Source organism: Pseudonocardia sp. ICBG601 (assembly GCF_020496245.1).
Map to the genome: position 1 here is coordinate 545,048 of NZ_JAHLJA010000152.1, position 18,746 is coordinate 563,793.

At 74.5% G+C, this 18,746-nt stretch carries 23 protein-coding genes; 11 read left to right on the plus strand and 12 right to left on the minus strand.

Annotation, left to right across the window (positions count from 1 at the left end; all coding sequences use genetic code 11):
* Window positions 1-17: 17 nt before the first annotated feature.
* Window positions 18-1,361: an NtaA/DmoA family FMN-dependent monooxygenase gene (locus KPL57_RS52900; protein ID WP_226357955.1), complete on the plus strand. Its 1,344-nt coding sequence runs from the start codon at window positions 18-20 to the stop codon at window positions 1,359-1,361.
* Window positions 1,362-1,370: 9 nt separating this feature from the next.
* Here the strand turns inward: KPL57_RS52900 and KPL57_RS52905 are convergent, their stop codons facing one another.
* Window positions 1,371-1,769, minus strand: a complete 399-nt coding sequence (locus KPL57_RS52905) for a DUF3040 domain-containing protein (protein WP_226357956.1) — start codon at window positions 1,767-1,769, stop codon at window positions 1,371-1,373.
* 141 nt (window positions 1,770-1,910) lie between these two features.
* Between KPL57_RS52905 and mgtE the strand changes: the two genes are divergently transcribed.
* Window positions 1,911-3,236 carry a magnesium transporter gene (gene mgtE / locus KPL57_RS52910; protein ID WP_226357957.1) on the plus strand — a complete coding sequence of 442 codons (1,326 nt, stop codon included), beginning with the start codon at window positions 1,911-1,913 and terminating at the stop codon, window positions 3,234-3,236.
* Here the strand turns inward: mgtE and KPL57_RS52915 are convergent.
* The 3 genes from KPL57_RS52915 to KPL57_RS52925 form a co-directional block, all read right to left on the minus strand.
* Window positions 3,200-4,297 carry a TerC family protein gene (locus tag KPL57_RS52915; protein WP_226357958.1) on the minus strand — a complete coding sequence of 366 codons (1,098 nt, stop codon included), beginning with the start codon at window positions 4,295-4,297 and terminating at the stop codon, window positions 3,200-3,202. The two genes, mgtE and KPL57_RS52915, sit on opposite strands and share 37 nt — an antisense overlap.
* Before the next feature lie 201 nt (window positions 4,298-4,498).
* A complete protein-coding gene (locus KPL57_RS52920; RefSeq protein WP_226357959.1) occupies window positions 4,499-5,599 on the minus strand; it encodes a TIGR03617 family F420-dependent LLM class oxidoreductase in 1,101 nt (366 codons plus the stop codon).
* A 49-nt stretch (window positions 5,600-5,648) separates the two neighbouring features.
* Window positions 5,649-6,782 carry an SDR family oxidoreductase gene (locus KPL57_RS52925; protein WP_226357960.1) on the minus strand — a complete coding sequence of 378 codons (1,134 nt, stop codon included), beginning with the start codon at window positions 6,780-6,782 and terminating at the stop codon, window positions 5,649-5,651.
* 125 nt (window positions 6,783-6,907) lie between these two features.
* On the opposite strand from KPL57_RS52925, the gene KPL57_RS52930 reads away from it, so the two are divergent.
* Window positions 6,908-7,309, plus strand: a complete 402-nt coding sequence (locus tag KPL57_RS52930; protein ID WP_062396303.1) for a MerR family transcriptional regulator — start codon at window positions 6,908-6,910, stop codon at window positions 7,307-7,309.
* Here KPL57_RS52930 and KPL57_RS52935 read toward each other — a convergent pair.
* On the minus strand, window positions 7,306-7,578 hold the full coding sequence (locus tag KPL57_RS52935) for a hypothetical protein (protein WP_226357961.1): 273 nt from the start codon (window positions 7,576-7,578) through the stop codon (window positions 7,306-7,308). The two genes, KPL57_RS52930 and KPL57_RS52935, sit on opposite strands and share 4 nt — an antisense overlap.
* A 206-nt stretch (window positions 7,579-7,784) precedes the next feature.
* Here KPL57_RS52935 and KPL57_RS70915 point away from each other — a divergent pair, with 206 nt between their 5' ends.
* From KPL57_RS70915 to KPL57_RS52950, 3 genes are all read left to right on the plus strand, one after another.
* On the plus strand, window positions 7,785-7,967 hold the full coding sequence (locus KPL57_RS70915; protein ID WP_178374004.1) for a DUF1508 domain-containing protein: 183 nt from the start codon (window positions 7,785-7,787) through the stop codon (window positions 7,965-7,967).
* 99 nt (window positions 7,968-8,066) lie between these two features.
* Window positions 8,067-8,531 carry a nuclear transport factor 2 family protein gene (locus KPL57_RS52945; RefSeq protein WP_226357962.1) on the plus strand — a complete coding sequence of 155 codons (465 nt, stop codon included), beginning with the start codon at window positions 8,067-8,069 and terminating at the stop codon, window positions 8,529-8,531.
* Between the two features lie 178 nt (window positions 8,532-8,709).
* A complete protein-coding gene (locus KPL57_RS52950) occupies window positions 8,710-9,525 on the plus strand; it encodes a sigma-70 family RNA polymerase sigma factor (RefSeq protein WP_226357963.1) in 816 nt (271 codons plus the stop codon).
* A 59-nt stretch (window positions 9,526-9,584) separates the two neighbouring features.
* Here KPL57_RS52950 and KPL57_RS52955 read toward each other — a convergent pair whose 3' ends face one another.
* Window positions 9,585-10,382, minus strand: coding sequence for an SDR family oxidoreductase (locus KPL57_RS52955; RefSeq protein WP_226358040.1), 798 nt, complete (start codon window positions 10,380-10,382; stop codon window positions 9,585-9,587).
* A gap of 278 nt (window positions 10,383-10,660) precedes the next feature.
* On the opposite strand from KPL57_RS52955, the gene KPL57_RS52960 reads away from it, so the two are divergent.
* Window positions 10,661-11,020: a TraR/DksA C4-type zinc finger protein gene (locus tag KPL57_RS52960; protein WP_208824327.1), complete on the plus strand. Its 360-nt coding sequence runs from the start codon at window positions 10,661-10,663 to the stop codon at window positions 11,018-11,020.
* A gap of 63 nt (window positions 11,021-11,083) precedes the next feature.
* Here KPL57_RS52960 and KPL57_RS52965 read toward each other — a convergent pair whose 3' ends face one another.
* On the minus strand, window positions 11,084-11,662 hold the full coding sequence (locus KPL57_RS52965; protein WP_226357964.1) for a type 1 glutamine amidotransferase domain-containing protein: 579 nt from the start codon (window positions 11,660-11,662) through the stop codon (window positions 11,084-11,086).
* A 159-nt stretch (window positions 11,663-11,821) separates the two neighbouring features.
* Here KPL57_RS52965 and KPL57_RS52970 point away from each other — a divergent pair, with 159 nt between their 5' ends.
* Both KPL57_RS52970 and KPL57_RS52975 read left to right on the plus strand, forming a co-directional pair.
* Window positions 11,822-12,304 carry a helix-turn-helix domain-containing protein gene (locus tag KPL57_RS52970; RefSeq protein WP_226357965.1) on the plus strand — a complete coding sequence of 161 codons (483 nt, stop codon included), beginning with the start codon at window positions 11,822-11,824 and terminating at the stop codon, window positions 12,302-12,304.
* Window positions 12,301-12,828, plus strand: coding sequence for a PaaI family thioesterase (locus KPL57_RS52975; protein WP_226357966.1), 528 nt, complete (start codon window positions 12,301-12,303; stop codon window positions 12,826-12,828). The genes KPL57_RS52970 and KPL57_RS52975 overlap by 4 nt, the downstream gene beginning before the upstream one ends.
* A gap of 58 nt (window positions 12,829-12,886) precedes the next feature.
* Here KPL57_RS52975 and KPL57_RS52980 read toward each other — a convergent pair whose 3' ends face one another.
* The 5 genes from KPL57_RS52980 to KPL57_RS53000 form a co-directional block, all read right to left on the minus strand.
* Window positions 12,887-13,447, minus strand: coding sequence for a hypothetical protein (locus KPL57_RS52980; RefSeq protein ID WP_226357967.1), 561 nt, complete (start codon window positions 13,445-13,447; stop codon window positions 12,887-12,889).
* A gap of 184 nt (window positions 13,448-13,631) precedes the next feature.
* Window positions 13,632-13,985: a nitrile hydratase accessory protein gene (locus KPL57_RS52985; RefSeq protein ID WP_226357968.1), complete on the minus strand. Its 354-nt coding sequence runs from the start codon at window positions 13,983-13,985 to the stop codon at window positions 13,632-13,634.
* Window positions 13,982-14,569, minus strand: a complete 588-nt coding sequence (gene nthA / locus KPL57_RS52990; RefSeq protein WP_226357969.1) for a nitrile hydratase subunit alpha — start codon at window positions 14,567-14,569, stop codon at window positions 13,982-13,984. The genes KPL57_RS52985 and nthA overlap by 4 nt, the downstream gene beginning before the upstream one ends.
* On the minus strand, window positions 14,566-15,297 hold the full coding sequence (locus KPL57_RS52995; protein ID WP_226357970.1) for an SH3-like domain-containing protein: 732 nt from the start codon (window positions 15,295-15,297) through the stop codon (window positions 14,566-14,568). Before KPL57_RS52995 ends, nthA begins: the two co-directional genes overlap by 4 nt.
* Window positions 15,298-16,632 carry an MSMEG_0569 family flavin-dependent oxidoreductase gene (locus KPL57_RS53000; protein ID WP_226357971.1) on the minus strand — a complete coding sequence of 445 codons (1,335 nt, stop codon included), beginning with the start codon at window positions 16,630-16,632 and terminating at the stop codon, window positions 15,298-15,300.
* 294 nt (window positions 16,633-16,926) lie between these two features.
* Here KPL57_RS53000 and KPL57_RS53005 point away from each other — a divergent pair, with 294 nt between their 5' ends.
* Both KPL57_RS53005 and KPL57_RS53010 read left to right on the plus strand, forming a co-directional pair.
* Window positions 16,927-17,445 (plus strand): MSMEG_0572/Sll0783 family nitrogen starvation response protein, encoded by a 519-nt coding sequence (locus KPL57_RS53005; protein WP_226357972.1) that lies wholly within the window; start codon window positions 16,927-16,929, stop codon window positions 17,443-17,445.
* 144 nt (window positions 17,446-17,589) lie between these two features.
* Complete coding sequence (locus KPL57_RS53010; protein WP_226357973.1) at window positions 17,590-18,744, plus strand: MSMEG_0568 family radical SAM protein; 1,155 nt, start codon at window positions 17,590-17,592, stop codon at window positions 18,742-18,744.
* Window positions 18,745-18,746: the final 2 nt, after the last annotated feature.

Consider the following 18,746-nt stretch of genomic DNA (forward strand, 5'->3'; position numbering starts at 1 on the left):
ACGTCGGGAGGACACGCATGCCACGCAAGCAGATCCACCTCGCCGCCCATTTCCCGGGCGTCAACAACACGACGGTGTGGAGTGACCCGGCGTCCGGCAGCCACATCGACTTCTCCTCGTTCGCGCACTTCGCGCGGACCGCGGAGCGGGCGAGGTTCGACTTCCTGTTCCTCGCCGAGGGGCTGCGCCTGCGCGAGCACCGCGGCGAGATCTACGACCTGGACGTGATGGGCCGCCCGGACACCTTCACGGTCCTGAACGCGCTGGCCGCGGTCACCGACCGGCTCGGCCTGGCCGGGACGATCAACTCCACCTTCACCGAGCCCTACGACGTCGCCCGCCAGTTCGCCTCGCTCGACCACCTGTCCGGCGGCCGGGCGGCCTGGAACGTGGTGACCTCGTGGGACGCGTTCACCGGCGAGAACTTCCGCCGCGGTGGCTTCCTCCCGAAGGAGAAGCGCTACTCCCGGGCCAAGGAGCAGCTGGCCGCGACCGCCGCGATCTGGGACTCGCGCACCGGCCCCGACGACCGCGGGGAGTTCGCGTACACCTCCGACCAGTTCGACGTGCACGGCCGGTTCTCGCTGCCGCGCAGCCCGCAGGGCCGCCCGGTGATCCTACAGGCGGGTGACTCCGAGGAGGGGCGCGAGTTCGCCGCCGCGTCGGCCGACGCGATCTTCTCCCGGCACGCCGAACCGGAGGCCGGACGCGCGTTCCTCGCCGACGTGAAGGGCCGCCTCGCCCGCTACGGCCGGGCGTGGGACGACCTGAAGATCCTGCCCGCCGCGACGTACGTGCTGGGCGACACCGACGCCGAGGCCGCCGAGCTCGCCGAGGTGATCCGCTCCCAGCAGGTCAGCCCGCAGACCGCGATCGTGTTCGCCGAGCAGCTGTGGAACACCGACCTGTCCGGGCGCGACCCGGACGGCCCGCTGCCGGAGTTCGACCCCGTCGAGGGCGAGCTCGTGTCGAAGGGCCGCGCCAGCGTGCGCCAGTACCGGGACCCGAAGGCCGTCGCCGACCAGTGGCGCGCCCTCGCCGCGGAGAAGAACCTGTCGCTGCGCGAGACGGTGATCGAGGTGACCGGGCGGCACACCTTCGTCGGGAGCCCGCGGACGGTCGCCGACGCGATCGACGACGCCGTGCAGTCCGACGCCGCGGACGGCTACGTGCTGGTCCCGCACGTCACCCCGGGCGGGCTCGACGAGTTCGCCGACCGGGTCGTGCCGCTGCTGCAGGAGCGCGGGTCGTTCCGCACCGAGTACGCCGGGACGACGCTGCGCGAGCACCTCGGGCTCCCGGCCGTCCGCTCGACGACCGACCCGACCGAGGCGGCGACGGCGGCACCGTCCGCGACCTGACCGCGCGGGTCAGGCGCGCTCGTCGTCGCGGCCCTCGGCCTGCTCCCGGGCGGCGTTCTCCCGGTGCGCACGGACGGCGATCCAGGCCATCGCGGCCGGGATGCCGAGCAGCAGCCCGAACGACAGCAGCCCGGCGACCCAGTCGCCCGGCACGATCACCAGCACGATCACGGTGATCGCGACGGCCTGCAGGATCCGGTCCGCGCGACCGCCCGCGGCGCGCGTGGGCCGGTGCGGTGCGGTCAGCTCGGTGTCCAGCTCCGGGTCGGAGCGGCGCAGCTCCTGTTCGAGACCGGAGAGCCGGAGCTCCTCGTCGCGGTCCAGGGGGCGCGCCACCGGGCGTGGGTCGGGGTCGCCGGTCCCGCCGCCGGGCGACGGCGGCGGCAGGGGCGGGGGTGTGACGGACATCGTGACCTCCTCGGTGCCACCGACCGGGTTCCCGCTCCCGGGGGCAGTCATCCGGGATGTGCGGTAGACGTCACCGATCCTACCGAAACGGACATACTCCCGCCGCTGCACGCGGTAGGCCCCGGCGGCAGGATCACCCGCATGGAACGCTGGACCGATCTCGTCGAACGCCACGACCCCGCCGGAGTCCTCGACCGGCTCGACGGACGGCCCGCCCACGAGATCGCCGACGCGCTGGCCCGGATGGAACCGGTCGACGCGGGCTGGGTGTTCCGGCTGCTCGGCAAGGACCGCGCGCTCGACGTGTTCGAGGAGCTCGACCCGGTCGACCAGCAGGAGCTGCTGGCGGGGCTGCGCGACGACGCGGTGACCGCCCTGGTCGAGGACATGGACCCCGACGACCGCGCCCGGATGCTCGGCGAGGCGCCGGCCAAGGTCGCGAACCGGGTGCTGGCCGGGCTGTCGGCCGGGGAACGGTCGATGACCGCGGCACTGCTCGGCTACCCCGACGGCTCGGTCGGGCGGGTGATGACGCCCGAGACCGTTGCCGTGCCGCTGCACAGCACCGTGACCGAGGCGCTGGCCGTCGTGCGGCGCAAGGGCGCGCAGGCCGAGACCGTGTACACCCTCGCCGTCACCGACGCCGGACGCCGGGTGACCGGCACCGTCTCGCTGCGCGACCTGGTGCTGGCCCGGCCGGACGTCGCCGTCGCCGAGCTCGTCGACGACGGGGCCCCGCGGGTGCGGGCCACCGACGCCGCCGAGGACGCCGCCCGCCTGATGGGCGAGGCGAACCTGCTCGACCTGCTGGTCGTCGACTCCGAGGACCGGCTGCTGGGCCTGCTCACCATCGACGACGCCGTCGAGATCCTGGAACGCGCCGACACCGAGGACGCCGCCCGCCAGTCCGGTGCGGCGCCGTGGTCGGGCCACTACATGTACGTGCGGGTCACGAAGCTGGCGCGCACCCGCGCGGTGTGGCTGGCGGTGCTGCTGCTCGCCGCGGTGCTGACGGTCAACGTGCTGCAGATCTTCGAGGACGCACTCGAGCAGGTCACCGCGCTGGCGCTGTTCATCCCGCTGCTCGTGGGCACCGGCGGCAACGCGGGTGCCCAGTCCGCGTCGGCGGCGGTCCGGGCGATCGCCGTCGGGGAGGTGCGCCTGGCCGACCTGCCCGCCGTGGTGTGGCGGGAGCTGCGGGTCGGGCTGCTGCTGGGCACCCTGCTCGGTGCGCTCGGACTGGCCGTCGCGTCGCTGCTGGTCGGGGTCCAGGTCGCCGTCGTGGTGGCGGTGACGCTGGTGGCGATCTGCGGCTGGGCGGCGACGGTCGGCGCGACGATGCCGTTGCTGGCCCGCCGGGTCGGGATCGACCCGGCGGTGGTGTCCGCTCCCCTGGTCACGACGCTCGTCGACGCGACCGGGCTGCTGATCTACTTCTCGGTCGCCCGGGTGGTGCTGGGGATCTGACCCGCGTCCACGGTCGCGTCGTCCGCGCCGTCGGTGTCGGGTCCGGCGACCTCCGGGGAGTCCGCACCGTCCCCGGCGGCCGCGGCGCGGCGCCGGGAGACGACCAGGCTCGCGACGGCGGCGACGGCGATCGTCCCGGTGATGACCAGCAGCGACAGCCAGATCGGCACCTCGGGCACCGGCACCGGCTGCCCGTCGTTGATGAACGGCACGTTGTTCTCGTGCAGCGCGTGCAGGGTCAGCTTCACGCCGATGAACGCCAGGATCACCGCGAGGCCGTGCGCCAGGTAGATCAGGCGCTCCAGCAGGCCGCCGATGAGGAAGTACAGCTGGCGCAGGCCGAGCAGGGCGAAGGCGTTCGCGGTGAACACCAGGAACGGCTCCTGGGTGAGGCCGAAGATCGCCGGGATCGAGTCGAACGCGAACAGCAGGTCGGTCAGCCCGATCGCGACGATGACCAGCGCCATCGGGGTGAGGAGCCGCTTGCCGTCGACGCGGGTGACGAGCTTCGCGCCGTCGTACTCGGTGGAGGTCGGCAGCACCTTGCGGACCAGGCGGATCAGCTTCGAGTCACCGGCGTCGGCCTGCTCGTGGTCGTCCGACGACATCGCCTCGCGGATCTGGGACCAGGCGAGCCAGAACAGGATGACCGCGAACAGGTAGAAGACCGCGACGAACTGCTCGATGATCACGGCGCCGACCGCGATGAACGCACCGCGCATGACGATCGCGATCGCGATGCCGATCAGCAGCACCTTCTGCTGGTGCACCTTCGGCACCGCGAAGCTGGTCATGATCAGCAGGAAGACGAACAGGTTGTCGACCGACAGGGCCTTCTCGGTCAGCCAGCCGGCCATGTACTCGCCGCCGTACTGCCAGCCCGAGAAGACACCGACGCCGACGCCGAACAGCAGGGCGATCGCGATGTAGCCGGCCGACCAGATCGCCGACTCGCGCAGCGTGGGCTCGTGCGGGTCGCGGGCGTGCCCGACGAAGTCGAACACGAGCATGACGACGACGACGGCGAGCGTCGCCAGCCACACCCAGAGGGGAACGTTCATGGCGGGGTCCTCCAGCGCAGGTAGGGGCGCTGAAGGTCTCCTCCGCCCGCCGCGGTGACCGCGGTGGACCGGCGCAACCGGGACCGGCTCGGGCCGGTGCCGTGATGACGGCGACGCCGTGTTCGGGAGTACTCCCCTTCGACTGTGCAGAACGCTAGGGCATGACCCCGGGTTCCGACAGTGGGGGGTACGCGAGCCTCGTCACATCTGTCCGTTTCCGCCGATGATCTCCCGGCGGGCGGCGCCGTCGCCGTGGGCCCGCAGGGTGGCCGCGAGACCGGCGAGCGTGGCGCGGTCGGTGTCGTCGTGCACGGCGATCGAGAACTCGCAGTCGGTGACCAGGTCGCCGAAGCGGTCGAGCAGCCGCGCGCCGATCTCGTCGTGGGTGCCGATGACGGCGAAGCGGTCCAGCACGTCGTCGTCGACCAGGGCGGGCAGCTCCTCCCAGCGCTGCTGCTTCGACAGCTGCTGGGCGTGCGCGGCGAGGTCGTCGAGGCCGAGGTGGGAGAACGCCCGGACGTAGCCGGGGGTGGAGGCGTAGAAGGCGATCCGGGCCCGGGCGTCACGGATCCGGGTCTCCAGCTCCGCGTCGGTACGGGCGGTCGCGACCAAGGGTTTCATCGCGACCCGGAAGTCGGCCAGCGACCGGTCCCCCGCGCCGCGGCGGACCGCGGGGAGCATGACCTCGCGGATGTAGGACGGCGTGCACACCGGGTGCGGCCGGACGCCGTCGGCGACCTCGCCCGCGACCCGGCACAGGTAGGGGTTGACCGCGGCCAGGTGCACCGGGATCGCGGGGTGCGCGATGGGACCGGGGTCGAACAGCGGCACCATCAGCGACAGGTCGTAGTGCTCGCCGTGGAACTCCAGCGGGGTGCCGTGCTGCCAGCAGTCCCAGACCGCGCGGACGGCGCCGACGTACTCGCGCATCCACGGTCCCGGCGGGTGCCACTGCATGCCGTAGCGGCGGCGCACGTGCCCGCGGACCTGGGTGCCCAGGCCGAGGGTGAACCGGCCACCGGACAGCTTCTGGATGGTCCAGGCCGACAGCGCGGTGACCGTGGGGCTGCGCGGGAACGCGATCGCCACCGCCGTCCCCAGGCGCAGCCGGGTGGTCGCCTGCGCGGCCAGCGCCATCACGACGAACGGGTCGTCCTTGGTCTCCTCGACGACGAGCCCGCCGTAGCCGACCTCCTCCAGGAGCGCGGCGTCCGTGGCGACGGAGGCCAGGTCGAGGGTCCGTTCGGGGGCCCGCAGGCCCGGGTCCACCTTGCCCAGCGGCAGCAGCGTCTCCAGGTGCACGGACCCTCCCGGTGGCCGACGACGACGTCCCGGGGCCGACCCTAGATCGTCAGCCCGCGGCGAGCCGGACGGTCGCGGCGTCGCGGGCCTGCTGCACCGGACGCGGGGCGGCGGGCAGCCTGCGGACGGCGGCGCGGGCCGTCGCGGAGGCGGCCGCCCGCGCGGCGGCCGGGCGGACCGGCGCGGCCCCGGTCCCGGCCGGACGGGTCACGACGGGCAGCGGGCCGGTGCCCGACACGCGCGGCGCCGGGAAGGTCGCGGCGGCGACGTGCGCGGGCCGCGCCGGCTCCTCGGGCAGGACCGGCGGCACCGGCGTCGCCGGGCCCACCGCGTGCACCGCGACGGCCGGCAGCGGCCGGGCCGGGGCGGGCGCGTCACGGAACGGCGTCGGGACCGGCGACGGCCGGGTGTGCCCGCTCCCCCGCTCCAGGCGCTCGCAGCGCTCCCGGCCCCGGCCCGCCACCCGCGCGGCCAGCCGCAGCGCGGTGCGCGGCGCCTCCAGGTAGCCGACCAGCGCCCGGTACACCCAGCCCGGCGCGGACAGCGTGCGGCCGCGGGCGAGGTCGTCGAGCGAGCGGCGCACGACGTCGCGGGGGTCGAGCCACAGCGGGCCCTGCGGGTCGTCGTCGGTCCGGATCCGGCCCGCGGCGACCGCGGTGACGGTGACGCCGGTGCCGTGCAGCGACGCCGCGACGGTGTCGCTGAACGCCAGCACCCAGGACTTCGACGCGCCGTAGGCGTTGCCGCCCGAGGCCAGGTACCCGGCGAAGCTCGCGATGTTGAGGACGCCGCCGCGGCCGCGGGCGGTCATCGCCGGGACCGCGGCGCGGGTGAGGCGCATCAGGGCCGTCACGTTGAGGTCGATCTCGCCGGTCAGCGCCTCGACCGGCGCCTCGGCGAAGACCGCGTCGGTCTCGACGCCCGCGTTGTTGACCAGCAGCTCGATCGGCAGGTCCCGGTCGGTGATCCGGCGCTCGACGGCGGCCAGCCCGGCCGGGTCGGTGAGGTCGGCGGGCAGGATCTCGACGATGGCGCCGGTGGCGCGGCCGACCCGCTCGGCGACGTCGGCCAGGCGGGCGGCGTCGCGCGCCACGAGGACGACGGACCATCCGCGCTCGGCGAGCTCGTGGGCGTAGACGGCGCCGAGCCCGCGGCTCGCTCCGGTGACCAGTGCAGTCGGCATGTCGACGACGCTAGGGACGGTTCGCTGTGGCGCCCCTGAGAACGCCCGCCCCGCTGAGAGCCCGCTGAGACCGTCCCGGGCCCGGCGGTACGGTCGGGGCCGCACGGTCGAGGGGAGGTGGTGTCGTGCAGCAGATCGGTGAGGTGGCCACGCGTGTCGGGCTGTCGCTGCGCACCATCCGGCACTGGGACGAGCTGGGGCTGGTCACGCCGTCGGCCCGCAGCACCGGCGGCTTCCGTCTCTACACCGAGGACGACGTCGAGCGCCTGCGGTTCGTCAAGACGCTCAAGCCGCTCGACCTCGGCCTGGACCAGATCCGCGCGCTGATGGCGGTGATCGACGGCGCCCGCGCCGACCTCGACGCGGGCCGCCCGGTCGGCGACGACGCCCGGGACCGGCTGGCGCTCTACCGCACCGCCGCCGAGTCGCGGATCGAGGCGCTGCACGCCCGGATCCACGGGCTGGAGCTGCTCTCCCGCGAGCTGCGGGCGCTGTCCGAGCCGCGGACCGGCGACGCGGACGACTAGCGCGGGGATGGCAGCCCGCGCACCGCGCCGAGGTCCTCGGGCACGTCGACGTGGCGCCACAGGTCGTCCAGCCCGGTCAGCGGGCGGTCCGGCAGGGCGGCATCGAGCACCTCGTGCAGGCGGGCCCTGGCGTCCTCGGCGCGGGCCGCGGCCAGCAGCGCCGCACGCGGCACCGGACCGTGACCGAACAGCTCACCCACGAAGTCCAGCACCTCGACCCGGGTGACCGGTACCCGATCGGGGTCGGCGGGACGGTCGTCCTGACCCACGGCACCCTCCTCTCGCCGCCGGGACGGCCCGGCAAGTGCACCGGCCGGGCCGCCGGAGGACCGGACTCTACCCTCACACACGGGGAGGGTTGCCCGGCCCGCCCCGACGAGGGGCACACTCCGTTGCCCGTCGCAACGCCATCTGGGCTAACGTGCGCGGCCATCCGCACCAACCAGCGGTGGTCGATCAAGCCGAGGAGGCCCCTGTGGCAGGCAAGTTCGAGGTGTACGAGGACCGGGGCGGGAAGTTCCGGTTCCGGCTGAAGGCGAGCAACGGGCAGGTCGTCGCCGTCGGCGAGGCCTACGAGAGCAAGTCGGCCGCCCACAAGGGCTGCGAGGCGGTCCAGCGCGCCGCCGAGGGCGCCACCGTCGTCGAGACCGACGCCTGAGCGGACCTGCCGGGGCCGGTGTCGCGGCCCCACCGGCAGCCCGCCGGACGCGTCCGCTCCGAGACGGGTCGGAACGCCTCCGGCGGGTAGTCGCGCACCATGCAGCGACACACCGCACCGCACGACTCCGGCCGCGACCACTCCGGCCCCCAGGACACGGGGCTCACCGACCGGCAGGTCCGCGCCTTCGCCGACGCACTGCAGGCGTTCGAGCGGGACGGCGGGGCGGAGGACCTGCTCGCCCGCTTCCGCGACGGTGCGACGGCCGAGCGCCTCGACGGCCGCGGGGCCCGCACCGATCTCGGAGCGTTCTGGCAGGAGTACCGCTCTCCGTTCGACCACGTCGCGACGACCTTCCGCCACGCCGTGCAGACCGAGGACTCGGTCGCACTGGAATGGCACAGCGACGCCGTACTCGCCGGGGGTGGCCCGGTGACCGTGCGCGGTGTCACCGTCCTCGATCTCACCGACGCCACCGACGAGGACGGCCTCGGCACGGTCACCGCCCTGCGCACCTACTACGACACCGCGGTGTTCGTGACGCCGCCGCACGCCCGGGCCTGAGCCGCACCGCGGTCCCCCGCCCCGCATTGTGGACCGCCCGGGCCGGGGTTACGGTCGGGCTGCCGGAACCGGGCACGCAGGACACCGCCGACGCGGGTCCGCCCGCCCACCGGTCCACACGAGATCCGTTCAACCGTGCAGCGGACCCCGCACCTGCCATCGGCGATTGCGAGGGACCATGCGAAGTCCCACTCTGCCCACCCGGCCCGCGACGACCTCCCGCGACGGCCGACGGGGCTACGACGACCTCATCCCCGATCTCGACCAGCTGGCCGGGACCCCGCCGGGCACGCCGGGCCGCGATGCGTTGCGCGAGTACGTGATCCGCGAGTTCCGTCCACTCGTGCGCAACCTGTCCCGCCGCTTCGCCGCCCCCGGCCGGGGCGTCGAGGACATCGAGCAGGCCGGCATGCTCGGCCTGGTCAAGGCGGTCGACCGCTACGATCCGTCGTCGGCGACCGGCGGCCCGCTCGGCTACCTGGTCCCCAGCATCCGCGGCGAGATGAAGCGCCACCTGCGGGACTACTCCTGGGCGGTGCGGGTCCCGCGTGACCTGAAGGAGCTCGCCGTCACCGTCGGCCGGGTCGCCGACGAGATGGGGCAGCGCCTCGGCCGCCCGCCCCGCCCCTCGGAGATCGCGGCCGAGGTCGGCGTGCCAATCGGCGAGGTCGTCGATGCGCTCGGCGCGCTGGAGTCGCACCACGCCAAGTCCCTGGACGCGCCGGTCGGCGACGACGGTTCCGGTGAGGGCCTGTCGCTCGCCGAGCGGATGGGCTCCGACGACCCGGCCCTGGACCTCGCGGCGCACGGCCCCGGGATGCGGGCGGCGCTCAACGAGCTGCCCGAACGGGAGCGTCGGATGCTGGTCCTGCGCTTCTACGGCGACCGGACCCAGTCCCAGATCGCCACCGAGCTGGGCATCTCGCAGATGCACGTCTCGCGACTGCTGTCACGGACCCTCGCGCGGCTGCGCGAGCGGCTGGCCGACGACTAGAGCTGGCCGACGACTAGAGGAGCCCCGCCGGGCCGCAGGCCGCGGCGGGGCCCGGACGCTCAGCCCGGCAGGGTCTCCCCGCCGACCGGTGCGAGCACCTCGCCGGTGTAGTACGACGACAGCCGCGGCGCCGCGAAGAACACGAAGGACGGCGCGATCTCGTCCGCGGACGCGGGACGACCCATCGGGGTCTGCTCGCCGAACCCGTCGACCGTGTCGGGCGGCATCGTCGCCGGGATCAACGGCGTCCACACCGGACCCGGGGCGACGCAGTTGACCCGGATGCCGCGGGGGGTCAGCGACTGCGCGAGCGAGTAGGTCAGCGACTGCACCGCGCCCTTGGTGGCCGAGTAGTCGATGAGGCTCCTGTTCCCGCGCAGGCCGTTGATCGATCCGGTGTTCACGATCGCGCCGCCGTCGGGCAGGTGCTCCAGGGCCGCCTTCGTGACCCGGAAGTAGCTGTGGATGTTGACCTCGAAGGTCCGCAGCCAGGCGTCGTCCTCGATGTCGGTGAGCGCGTCGACCGGTTCCTGGGTGGCGACGTTGTTCACGACGGTGTCGAGCGCACCCAGCTCCTCGACGGTGCGCCGCACGATGTCGGCGCAGTGCGCGGCGTCTCCGAGGTCCCCGGGAAGGGTCAGGCAGCGCCTCCCCTCGGCGCGGACGAGCCCGGCGGTGTGTTCGGCGTCGTCGTGCTCCTCCAGGTAGGCCAGGGCGACGTCGGCGCCCTCCTTGGCGAACGCGACGCACACCGCGCGCCCGATGCCGGAGTCACCACCGGTGACCAGGGCGACGGTGCCGGCGAGCAGGTCGCGGCCCTGGTAGCCGCGCATCTCGTCGCGGGGCCGGGGGTCCATCGCACCGGTGTCACCGGGCGGGCTCTGCTGCTGGGCGGGCGGACTGTCGGACACGGGGCTCCCTCTCGATCGGTCCGTGACCGGCTACGGGACGAACCCGTCGACGGGCCGGGACGGTGCGCCGGCGGTGCGACCGGGGAGGACCACGGCCGCACCCGTCGGCCACGCCGCGCCTACCCGCGTCGCCCGGGGGGAAACGGCGTGCGTGTGCGCGCCCGCCGGTGGGGTAGTCCGGTTCCCGTGCGGCCGTCCGGTCGCGCGGCACGAGAGGAGACCCGATGGACGCGCAGCGGGCACGCACCCTGCTGACCGAGGAGCTGGACCAGCTGGAGGACAGCTCGGCGGTGACCGAGCGGCCGGCGCCGGGTGACGACCGCGTCGGCGAGGGTCTCGACTTCGGCGACGAAGGCTCGCGGGCCTACGAGACCATGGCCCACGACCTCGACGAGAACACCCGCCGGGCCCGCACCGCGCGGGTCCGGGCGGCGCTGACCCGTCTGGACAAGGGCGAGTACGGACGCTGCGACGTGTGCGGCGAGCAGATCGACGACGAGCGGCTGGAGGCACGCCCCGACACCGACCGGTGCCGCGACCACCCCGAGGACGCCGCACAGATGGCCGGCCCCGTCGAGGGCTGACCCGGACGCGGACGGGCCCGGCCCCCGCTCGGGGTGCCGGGCCCGTCGCGTCGTGCGGGCGGGTCAGGCGGTCGCACCCTCCGGGTGCACCGGGTGCTTCCCCTCGGCGAACTCCTCGATCAGCTTCGCGCAGAACGCGTCGAGGTCGTCGGGGTTGCGGCTGGTGACCAGCCCCTCGTCGTTCACGACCTGCTCGTCGACGACGGTCGCGCCGGCGTTGCGCAGGTCGGTCCGGATGCTCGGGAACGACGTGAGGGTGCGGCCCTTCACCACGTCGGCCTCGACCAGCGTCCACGGGCCGTGGCAGATCGCGCCGACCGGCTTGCCCGCCGTGAAGAAGGCCTTCACGAACGCCACCGCGGTGGCGTCGGCCCGGAGGTTGTCCGGGTTCACGGTGCCGCCGGGCAGCACCAGGGCGTCGTAGTCGTCGGCGGACACGTCCGCGACGGCCCGGTCGACGTCGAGCTTCTCGTCCGGGTTGATGTCGGCCGACATCGACTGGATCGGGTCCGTGGACAGCGAGACCACCTCGACCCGGGCGCCGGCCTTCTGCAGCTCCTCGCGGGGCTGGACCAGCTCGACCTTCTCCACGCCGTCCGCGGCCAGGATCGCGACGGTCCGGCCCTGCAGTTCGTTCGCCACCGTGGGTTCCTCCTCGGTCTCGTGCTCGTACGTTGTCCCCACCCGGCTTCCCGCTGTGCGCACGATCAATCGCGCACGACGGGACCGGGCCCTGTCGCCGTCCGCCGCGCCGGGCTACGCTCCCCATCTGAGTAGCGCATCGATACCCAGGAGGCGGGAATGGACGCACGGACGGCGGCGGCGTCCCAGGTGTGCTCGGTGGCCCGCACCGCGGCGCTGCTGGCCGACCCGTGGACGGTGCTGCTCGTGCGCGACCTCGGCCGCGGGGTCGCCCGCTTCGACGAGCTGGCCCGCGGCCTGGGCGTCGCGCGCACCGTCCTGAGTCGGCGGCTGTCCGAGCTGGTCGGCGACGGCGTCGTCGAACGGGTGGACTACCGCGAGCCCGGCGCCCGGACCCGCGCCGAGTACCGCCTGACCCGCCGCGGCCGCGACCTGGGCGTGGTCCTGGCCGCGCTCATGGACTTCGGCGACCGGCACCTCGCCGGCGACGCCGGCCCGCCCGTGGTCCGCGTGCACACCGGCTGTGCTGCCCCGGTGCGCCTGGTGAGCGTGTGCGCCGCCGGACACCGCCTGGGCCGCGCCGACGACGTCCACCTCGAACCGGGCCCCGGAGCCCCCGTCCCCGAGCAGGAGCCACGATGACCTCCGCAGCAGAACCCACGACCGGCCCGGCCACCGCCACGCGCCGCCGCGAGCACGAGTGGACCGACCCGATGGTGCTCGCCGCCGCCGCGTCCGGTCTGGACGGACTGGAGTACCTGCGCCGGATCGTCGACGGCCGCCTCCCCGGGGCGCCCATCGCGAGCCTCGTCGGGTTCCGTGCCGTCTCCGCCGAGCACGGGCGCGTCGCGTTCGCCTTCGAACCCGGCGAGCACCAGTACAACCCGATCGGCTCGGTGCACGGCGGGGTGTACGCCACGCTGCTCGACTCCGCCTGCGGGTGCGCGGTGCACTCCACGCTCCCCGCCGGGACCGGCTACACCAGCCTGGACCTGTCGGTGCGCTTCCTGCGCCGGATCACCGTCGACACCGGCACCGTGACGTGCACCGGCCACGTCGTGCAGGCCGGGCGCCGCACCGCACTGGCCCGGGGCGAGCTGACCGACGCCGAGGGCCGCCTCCTGGGGGAGGCCACGTCGAGCTGTCTGATCCTGCCCGGCGGCTGAGCCCGCCTCAGCACGGCGCGACCGGGCCCCGGGTCGGCGCGACCCCGGAACGGTCGGCTCAGCGCGGCGCGACCGGGCCCTGGGTCGGCGCGGTGCCGGAGCGGTCGGCGCGCTGCGCGGCCTCCACACAGGTCACGGCGCGGACCGCGCCGGCCGCGTCCGGGCCGGTGGCGTAGAGCGACGGCCCGGGGAGCTCGGGGGTGAGGGCGCGCGCGTCGTCGGTGACGGCGGCGAAGCCCTGCCGCCCCCACACCCACACGGCGCGGTCCCCGGCGCCGCGCAGCGTGCCGGTGATCGGCGCCGAGACGAACGTGAGGTCCCCGTCGGTCGCGGTGAACCGGTCGGCGCCGGGCACCGCACCGAGCGGGAGCGCCCCGGACAGCGCGTCGACGAGGGTCCCGCGGGCGGGGGTGCACGAGCGCAGCGCGGCGGCCGGGTCGTCGACGGCGAGCCGGGCGAACTCGGTGGCCGGGTCGATCTCGCGGGACGCGCGCGCCTCCCCCGGTGCGACGAGCGCGCCGAACCCGACGACGACGGCGGCCAGCACACCGGCACCCACCAGCAGAACCCCGGCACACCAGGCGACGGTCCGCAGGACCACCGACCCGGATCCGCTCATGGCACCAATCTATCCGCGAAGGGGCCCATCGGCCCCGCGGAAACATGATCGGTTACCGAGCGGTGACACCGGCCGGGTCGCGCACGACCCCGATCGGGTCGGCACGGTTCCGTTCCACATTCGTGTGGGGTAATGCGCGGAATGCGATCACCGGACCATTCCGTCACCACCGGTATGCATTCTCCTACCGAACGTGACCGTGGCCGTGACCGGCGTGGTCGTGGTTGTGGTCGTGACCGGCCGGGCGGGCGGCGAGGCCCGCGGCGCGGGTGGACACGTCGTCCCCGTCCAGCCGGCCCGCGGCGACGAGCGCGTCCTCGCAGGCGGCGAGCCAGCAGCCGTAGTAGGGGGCGGTGGGGTCGGCGGCGATCCGCGCGACCAGCCGGTCGCGGAAGCCGTCCCAGGTGAACACCCCCGCCTCGGCGAGCGCGACGGCCAGCCCGAACGCGCGTCCCTCCCAGGGCGCGGCGAACACCAGCTCGCCGTTGGCGCGCGGCGGGGCGGCGGGGCCCGCGACGTCGAGCAGCGGAGCGCTCACGACGGCGCCACCGCCTCGGCGACCCCGACCATCGCGTCCCGCCCGACCAGCCCGGCGAGATGCTCGGCGGTGAGCCCGTCGGTGCCCGCGGGGCGGCGCGGCAGCACCAGGTAGCGGACCTCGGCCGAGGAGTCCCACACCTCGATCCGCCGCTCCGGGGGCACGTCGAGCCCCATCTCGGCGAGCACGGTCCGCGGCTCCCGCACGACCCGGGCGCGGTAGGCGGGGTCCTTGTACCAGCTCGGGGGCAGCCCGAGGACCGGCCACGGGTAGCAGGAGCACAGCGTGCAGACCACGACGTGGTGCACCTGCTCGGTCTGCTCCAGCACCACCATGTGCTCGCCCTGCGGTCCGGTGAACCCGAGCGAGGCGATGGCCGCGGTGCCGTCGCGCAGCAGCCACTCCCGGAACCGCGGGTCGGTCCAGGCGCGGGCGACGACCGTCGCGCCGTTGAGCGGGCCGACGTCGCGTTCGTAGGTGCGCACGAACCCGTCGACGACGGCCGGGTCCACCAGCCCCCGTTCGACCAGCAGCTCCTCCAGCGCCGCGGTGCGCAGCGCCGGACCGGGATCGTCGTCGGTCATCGTGGCTCCAGGTAGGACTCGAACAGGTCGGCGTGCACGGTGACGTGCGGGTCCGCGCCGGGGCCCCACAGGTCGGGCGCGGCGAACGCGACGGTGTACACGTGCTCGGGGTGCTCACCGGCGAACACCGCGTGGGTGTCGGGCAGCACGTGTGCGGGCCGCACCGCGGTCACGGCGCCGGGCGTCCCGCGCAGGTAGCGGGGCAGCTTGCACGGACCGCGGCCGACCGGGCCCGCCGACGGCGCGGGCGGGGCGACGTCCGGGGGCTCGCGGCGGGCGCGGACCGGGTCGCCGGGGGCGAAGCGCGGGGCGGCGTCGACGGTCCGCAGCGACCCGGGCGCGGTGGGCGCGTAGTCGGGCTTCGCGACCGGTGGGTCGGCCGGCTCGGGCACGTCCTCGCCGCGACCGCGCCGGGCCCGTGCCTCCACCGCGCCGGGCGCCAGGACGCCCGAGTCGACGAGCATCAGCTCGGCGGCGTGCAGCCAGCGGCCGTAGTAGCCGTCGTCGAGGTAACGGGTGCGGTCCAACCGGGACAGTGCGTGCCGGAACGCGTCCAGGTTGCGCCCGGAGATCCGGCCCATGGTCAGCGCGGTCATGGCGAACGCCCGCCCCTCCCAGGGCCGGGCGAAGGGAGGCTCGGGCTCGACGTCGGCCGGGGCGACGACCCGCCCCCAGCCCGTCGTCCCGCCCAGGTCGGCCGGGTCGGCCGGGTCGGCCGAACCGTCCACTCAGGACCCCAGGGCGAGGACGTTGCAGACGTCGCCGCGTCCGCCGGTCGAGGTCAGGCCGCGCTGGGAGCGGATCCGCTCGGCGAGGAACGCCGCGTCGGCGCCCACCCCGGAGAACCGCCCGGACCCCCAGGTCCACTGCCAGGGCAGGCCGAGGAAGAACAGCCCGGGGACGCCCGTCGCGCCGCGGCTGTGCACGGGCGAGCCGCGGCCGGTGAACACGCCCAGGTCGATCCACGAGAAGTCCTGCCGGAACCCGATGCACCAGACCACCGAGGTGATCCCGGTGCCGGCCAGTGCCAGCTCGGTGACCTCGCGCTCCGGGCGCCACACCGGGGTGTAGCGCTCCTCGACCGGGGCGTCGATCCCCTCGTCGGCGATCCAGCCGTCGATGGTGTCCTTGATGGACTCGCTGACCTCGTCGGCGTGGTCCAGTGAGGACTCCAGGTCGGGAGCGAAGGTGAGGCTCCCCCCGGTGTGGTCGGTGAGCGCGCCGTAGAGCCGCATGCCCTCGGCGGCGAAGCGGCGCAGGTCGATGTCGCGACCACCGTCGCGGCCGGTCACGTAGTGGTTGGCCTGGGCGCGCACGGCCTCGCGGCGCGGGTGCCGGGTCACCGGCATCCGGTAGTAGCCCATCTCGTCGAGCCAGTCGGTGACGTCACGGCCCCGGTAGAAGCGGGCCACCCGCGGCGCGTGCCCGACGACGAGGTGCACCCTGCGCCCCTCCAGGTGCAGGTCCTCGGCGATCTGGGCGCCGGACTGCCCCGACCCGACCACCAGCACCTCCCCCGGCGGCAGCCGGCCGGGGTTGCGGTAGTCCTGGGACCCGATCTGCGTGATGCCGGCCGGCAGCGGCTCGGACAGCGGCGGGGTGAGCGGCGTGTGGTACCCGCCGGTGGCGACGACGACCTGGTCGGCGGTGCACGTCCCGGCGGAGGTCTCCACGACGAAGGTCCCCCGCTCGTCGCGGTGCAGCCGGGTCACCGCGACGCCCTCGAGCAGCGGCGGGTCGACGAACGCCCGGTAGGCCTCCAGGTAGTCGACGATCTCGCCACGGACCATGAACCCGTGCGGGTCCGGCCCGGCGTAGGGGAAGTCCGGCAGGTCGCACTGCCAGTTCGGCGTGACCAGGCTGAACGTGTCCCAGCGGTGCCGCTTCCAGGAGGAGGCGACGACGTCGCGTTCGAGCACGAGGTGGTCGATGCCGCGCACGTCCAGGCAGCGGCTCATCGACAGCCCCGCCTGCCCGCCGCCGACGACGACCACCGTCCGGTGCTCGCCGTCCAGCCGGGCGGGCGGGGTGCGCCGGTCCTCGCGCCGGATCACCGCGGTCATGGGGCCTCCTCGTGGGGGGATCAGGGGAACGGCCCCACGGTCGACCCGTCGTATTACCGGATCGTGTCGTTCGGACGACGGGAGCATTGCCCCGTGTTACGCAACACAACGGTCACAAAGAGCGGATCCGGAATTGTCGTCGTAGTCCGCTCTCAACGTTCCGGCAACAGATCACTGGTGTCGTAGTGCTCGCCGGAAACGGTGGGACCCGATTCCATCGCATTCTCCCTCCCCCGGCGCTCCCACGCACCCGTATTCCCGGCGTGGATCCGTCACACCACGAGGAGCATCCCCATGACCAGCGCCGAGCTGTCCGACATCGAGAAGAAGAGCCTCGAGGAGATCCCGCACCCCTCGCTGCCCGAGGGTTCGAGCATCTACGGCGGGACGAAGGTCTTCCCGGACCTGCAGGCCGAGGACGGCGAGACCTACTTCACCCTGGTGCACGGCATCGCGCACGAGTCCTCGGTCAGCTTCGTGGCCGTGCTGCAGGCGACCCGTGCGCTGCGCAAGGGGTTCGAGTCGGCCATGTACTTCTACGGTCCGGGCTCGCTGAACTGCCTGGCCACCCGCGGTTTCCCGACGACCGGCACGTCCGCGTTCCCCGGCGAGCACAACATCAACGACCAGCTCAAGACGTTCATGAGCGAGGGCGGCAAGGTGTTCTGCTGCCGCTTCGGGCTGTCGCTGCACGGTGCCCGTGAGGAGGACCTGATCGAGGGCGTCATCCCGACGCACCCGCTCGACGTCCAGGACGCGCTCATCCACTACGCCCGCAAGGGCGCGATCATCAACTCGACCTACCAGCTCTGACGACGACGGGACGCCATCGCGTCCCGGATCCGTCCCGGGATGCAGCCCGGTGCCTCGGCCACGGGCTGCATCCCGGCGGGTCCGGGCGCGGGCGGTCCCGTCCCCGCCGTACCCGGCCCGTCGCATCCCCGGAGGTCCGCCCGCATGTCCGCACCGTCCCGTACCGAGCCCGGTCTGCGGGCCCGCGCCGAGCTCGCCGTCCGCGGCGTGGCGCTCGACCCCGACACCGGCACCGGGCCGGACCGGCCCTCCGGCGTGACCGACCTGGGCTCGGTCATCCCGCTGCGCCGCCCCGGCGGGGCGGGCCCGTCCGCCGACGGGCACGTCCTCGTCGACGGGCTGGCGACCACCGTCCCGATCGTCGCCGACTCCCCGTACCGGCTGCGGGACGGGCGGCTGCTGCGCCGCGAGCCCGGCGGCGGCGTGACCGACATGGGCGTCGCGGTCGACACCGTCGCCCGGCCGGCGTTCTACGACCTCACCACCGCCGACGGCGTGCCCTACGAGAAGATCGCCCGCCTGCACGGCGACGACGTGCTCGCCTCCACGGTGGTGCAGACCTGCGTGCGCTACGGCGAGGCCGACCGCTGCCGGTTCTGCGCGATCGAGCAGTCCCTGGCCTCCGGCGCGACGACGGCGGTGAAGACGCCCGACCAGCTCGCCGAGGTCGCCGAGGCCGCGGTCCGCCTGGACGGGGTGCGCCAGATGGTGCTGACCACCGGCACCTCCAACGGCCGGGACCGCGGCGCCCGGCACCTGCTGCGCTGCGTGCGCGCGATCCGCGAGCGCGTCCCCGCGCTGCCGGTCCAGGTCCAGTGCGAGCCGCCCGCCCCCGACGACCTCGGTGTGCTCGCCGAGCTGGCCGCCGCGGGTGCCGACGCGATCGGCATCCACGTCGAGTCCCTCGACGACGACGTCCGGCGCCGCTGGATGCCCGGCAAGGCCACCGTCCCGCTGTCCCAGTACCGGGCGGCCTGGGACGAGGCCGTGCGGGTGTTCGGCCCGAACGCCGTGTCGACCTACCTCATCGTCGGCCTCGGCGAGGACCCCGACGAGCTCGTCGCCGGCGCCGCGGAGCTGGTCGCGGCCGGGGTGTACCCGTTCGTCGTCCCCTACCGGCCGCTGCCCGGCACCCTCGCCTTCGCCGACGGGGTGCCCGCCCCCGACCCGGACCTGCTCGCCGACGTCACCGACCGGGTCGCCGCGGTGCTCCGCGCCGCCGGGATGCGCGGCGCCGACCAGGCCGCGGGCTGCGCGGCCTGCGGGGCGTGCAGCGCGCTGTCCGCGGCGGGGGGCTGAGC

Coding starts and splice junctions, on each gene's coding strand:
- mgtE (WP_226357957.1), top strand. CDS start 1,911: ATGGAACGCTGGACCGATCTCGTCGAACGCCACGACCCCGCCGGAGTC.
- KPL57_RS52915 (WP_226357958.1), bottom strand. CDS start 4,297: ATGAACGTTCCCCTCTGGGTGTGGCTGGCGACGCTCGCCGTCGTCGTC.
- KPL57_RS52975 (WP_226357966.1), top strand. CDS start 12,301: ATGACCTCCGCAGCAGAACCCACGACCGGCCCGGCCACCGCCACGCGC.
- KPL57_RS53000 (WP_226357971.1), bottom strand. CDS start 16,632: ATGACCGCGGTGATCCGGCGCGAGGACCGGCGCACCCCGCCCGCCCGG.
- KPL57_RS52950 (WP_226357963.1), top strand. CDS start 8,710: ATGCGAAGTCCCACTCTGCCCACCCGGCCCGCGACGACCTCCCGCGAC.
- KPL57_RS52960 (WP_208824327.1), top strand. CDS start 10,661: ATGGACGCGCAGCGGGCACGCACCCTGCTGACCGAGGAGCTGGACCAG.
- KPL57_RS53010 (WP_226357973.1), top strand. CDS start 17,590: ATGTCCGCACCGTCCCGTACCGAGCCCGGTCTGCGGGCCCGCGCCGAG.
- KPL57_RS52905 (WP_226357956.1), bottom strand. CDS start 1,769: ATGTCCGTCACACCCCCGCCCCTGCCGCCGCCGTCGCCCGGCGGCGGG.
- KPL57_RS52970 (WP_226357965.1), top strand. CDS start 11,822: ATGGACGCACGGACGGCGGCGGCGTCCCAGGTGTGCTCGGTGGCCCGC.
- KPL57_RS52980 (WP_226357967.1), bottom strand. CDS start 13,447: ATGAGCGGATCCGGGTCGGTGGTCCTGCGGACCGTCGCCTGGTGTGCC.
- KPL57_RS52925 (WP_226357960.1), bottom strand. CDS start 6,782: ATGCCGACTGCACTGGTCACCGGAGCGAGCCGCGGGCTCGGCGCCGTC.
- nthA (WP_226357969.1), bottom strand. CDS start 14,569: ATGACCGACGACGATCCCGGTCCGGCGCTGCGCACCGCGGCGCTGGAG.
- KPL57_RS53005 (WP_226357972.1), top strand. CDS start 16,927: ATGACCAGCGCCGAGCTGTCCGACATCGAGAAGAAGAGCCTCGAGGAG.
- KPL57_RS52900 (WP_226357955.1), top strand. CDS start 18: ATGCCACGCAAGCAGATCCACCTCGCCGCCCATTTCCCGGGCGTCAAC.
- KPL57_RS52945 (WP_226357962.1), top strand. CDS start 8,067: ATGCAGCGACACACCGCACCGCACGACTCCGGCCGCGACCACTCCGGC.
- KPL57_RS52955 (WP_226358040.1), bottom strand. CDS start 10,382: ATGGACCCCCGGCCCCGCGACGAGATGCGCGGCTACCAGGGCCGCGAC.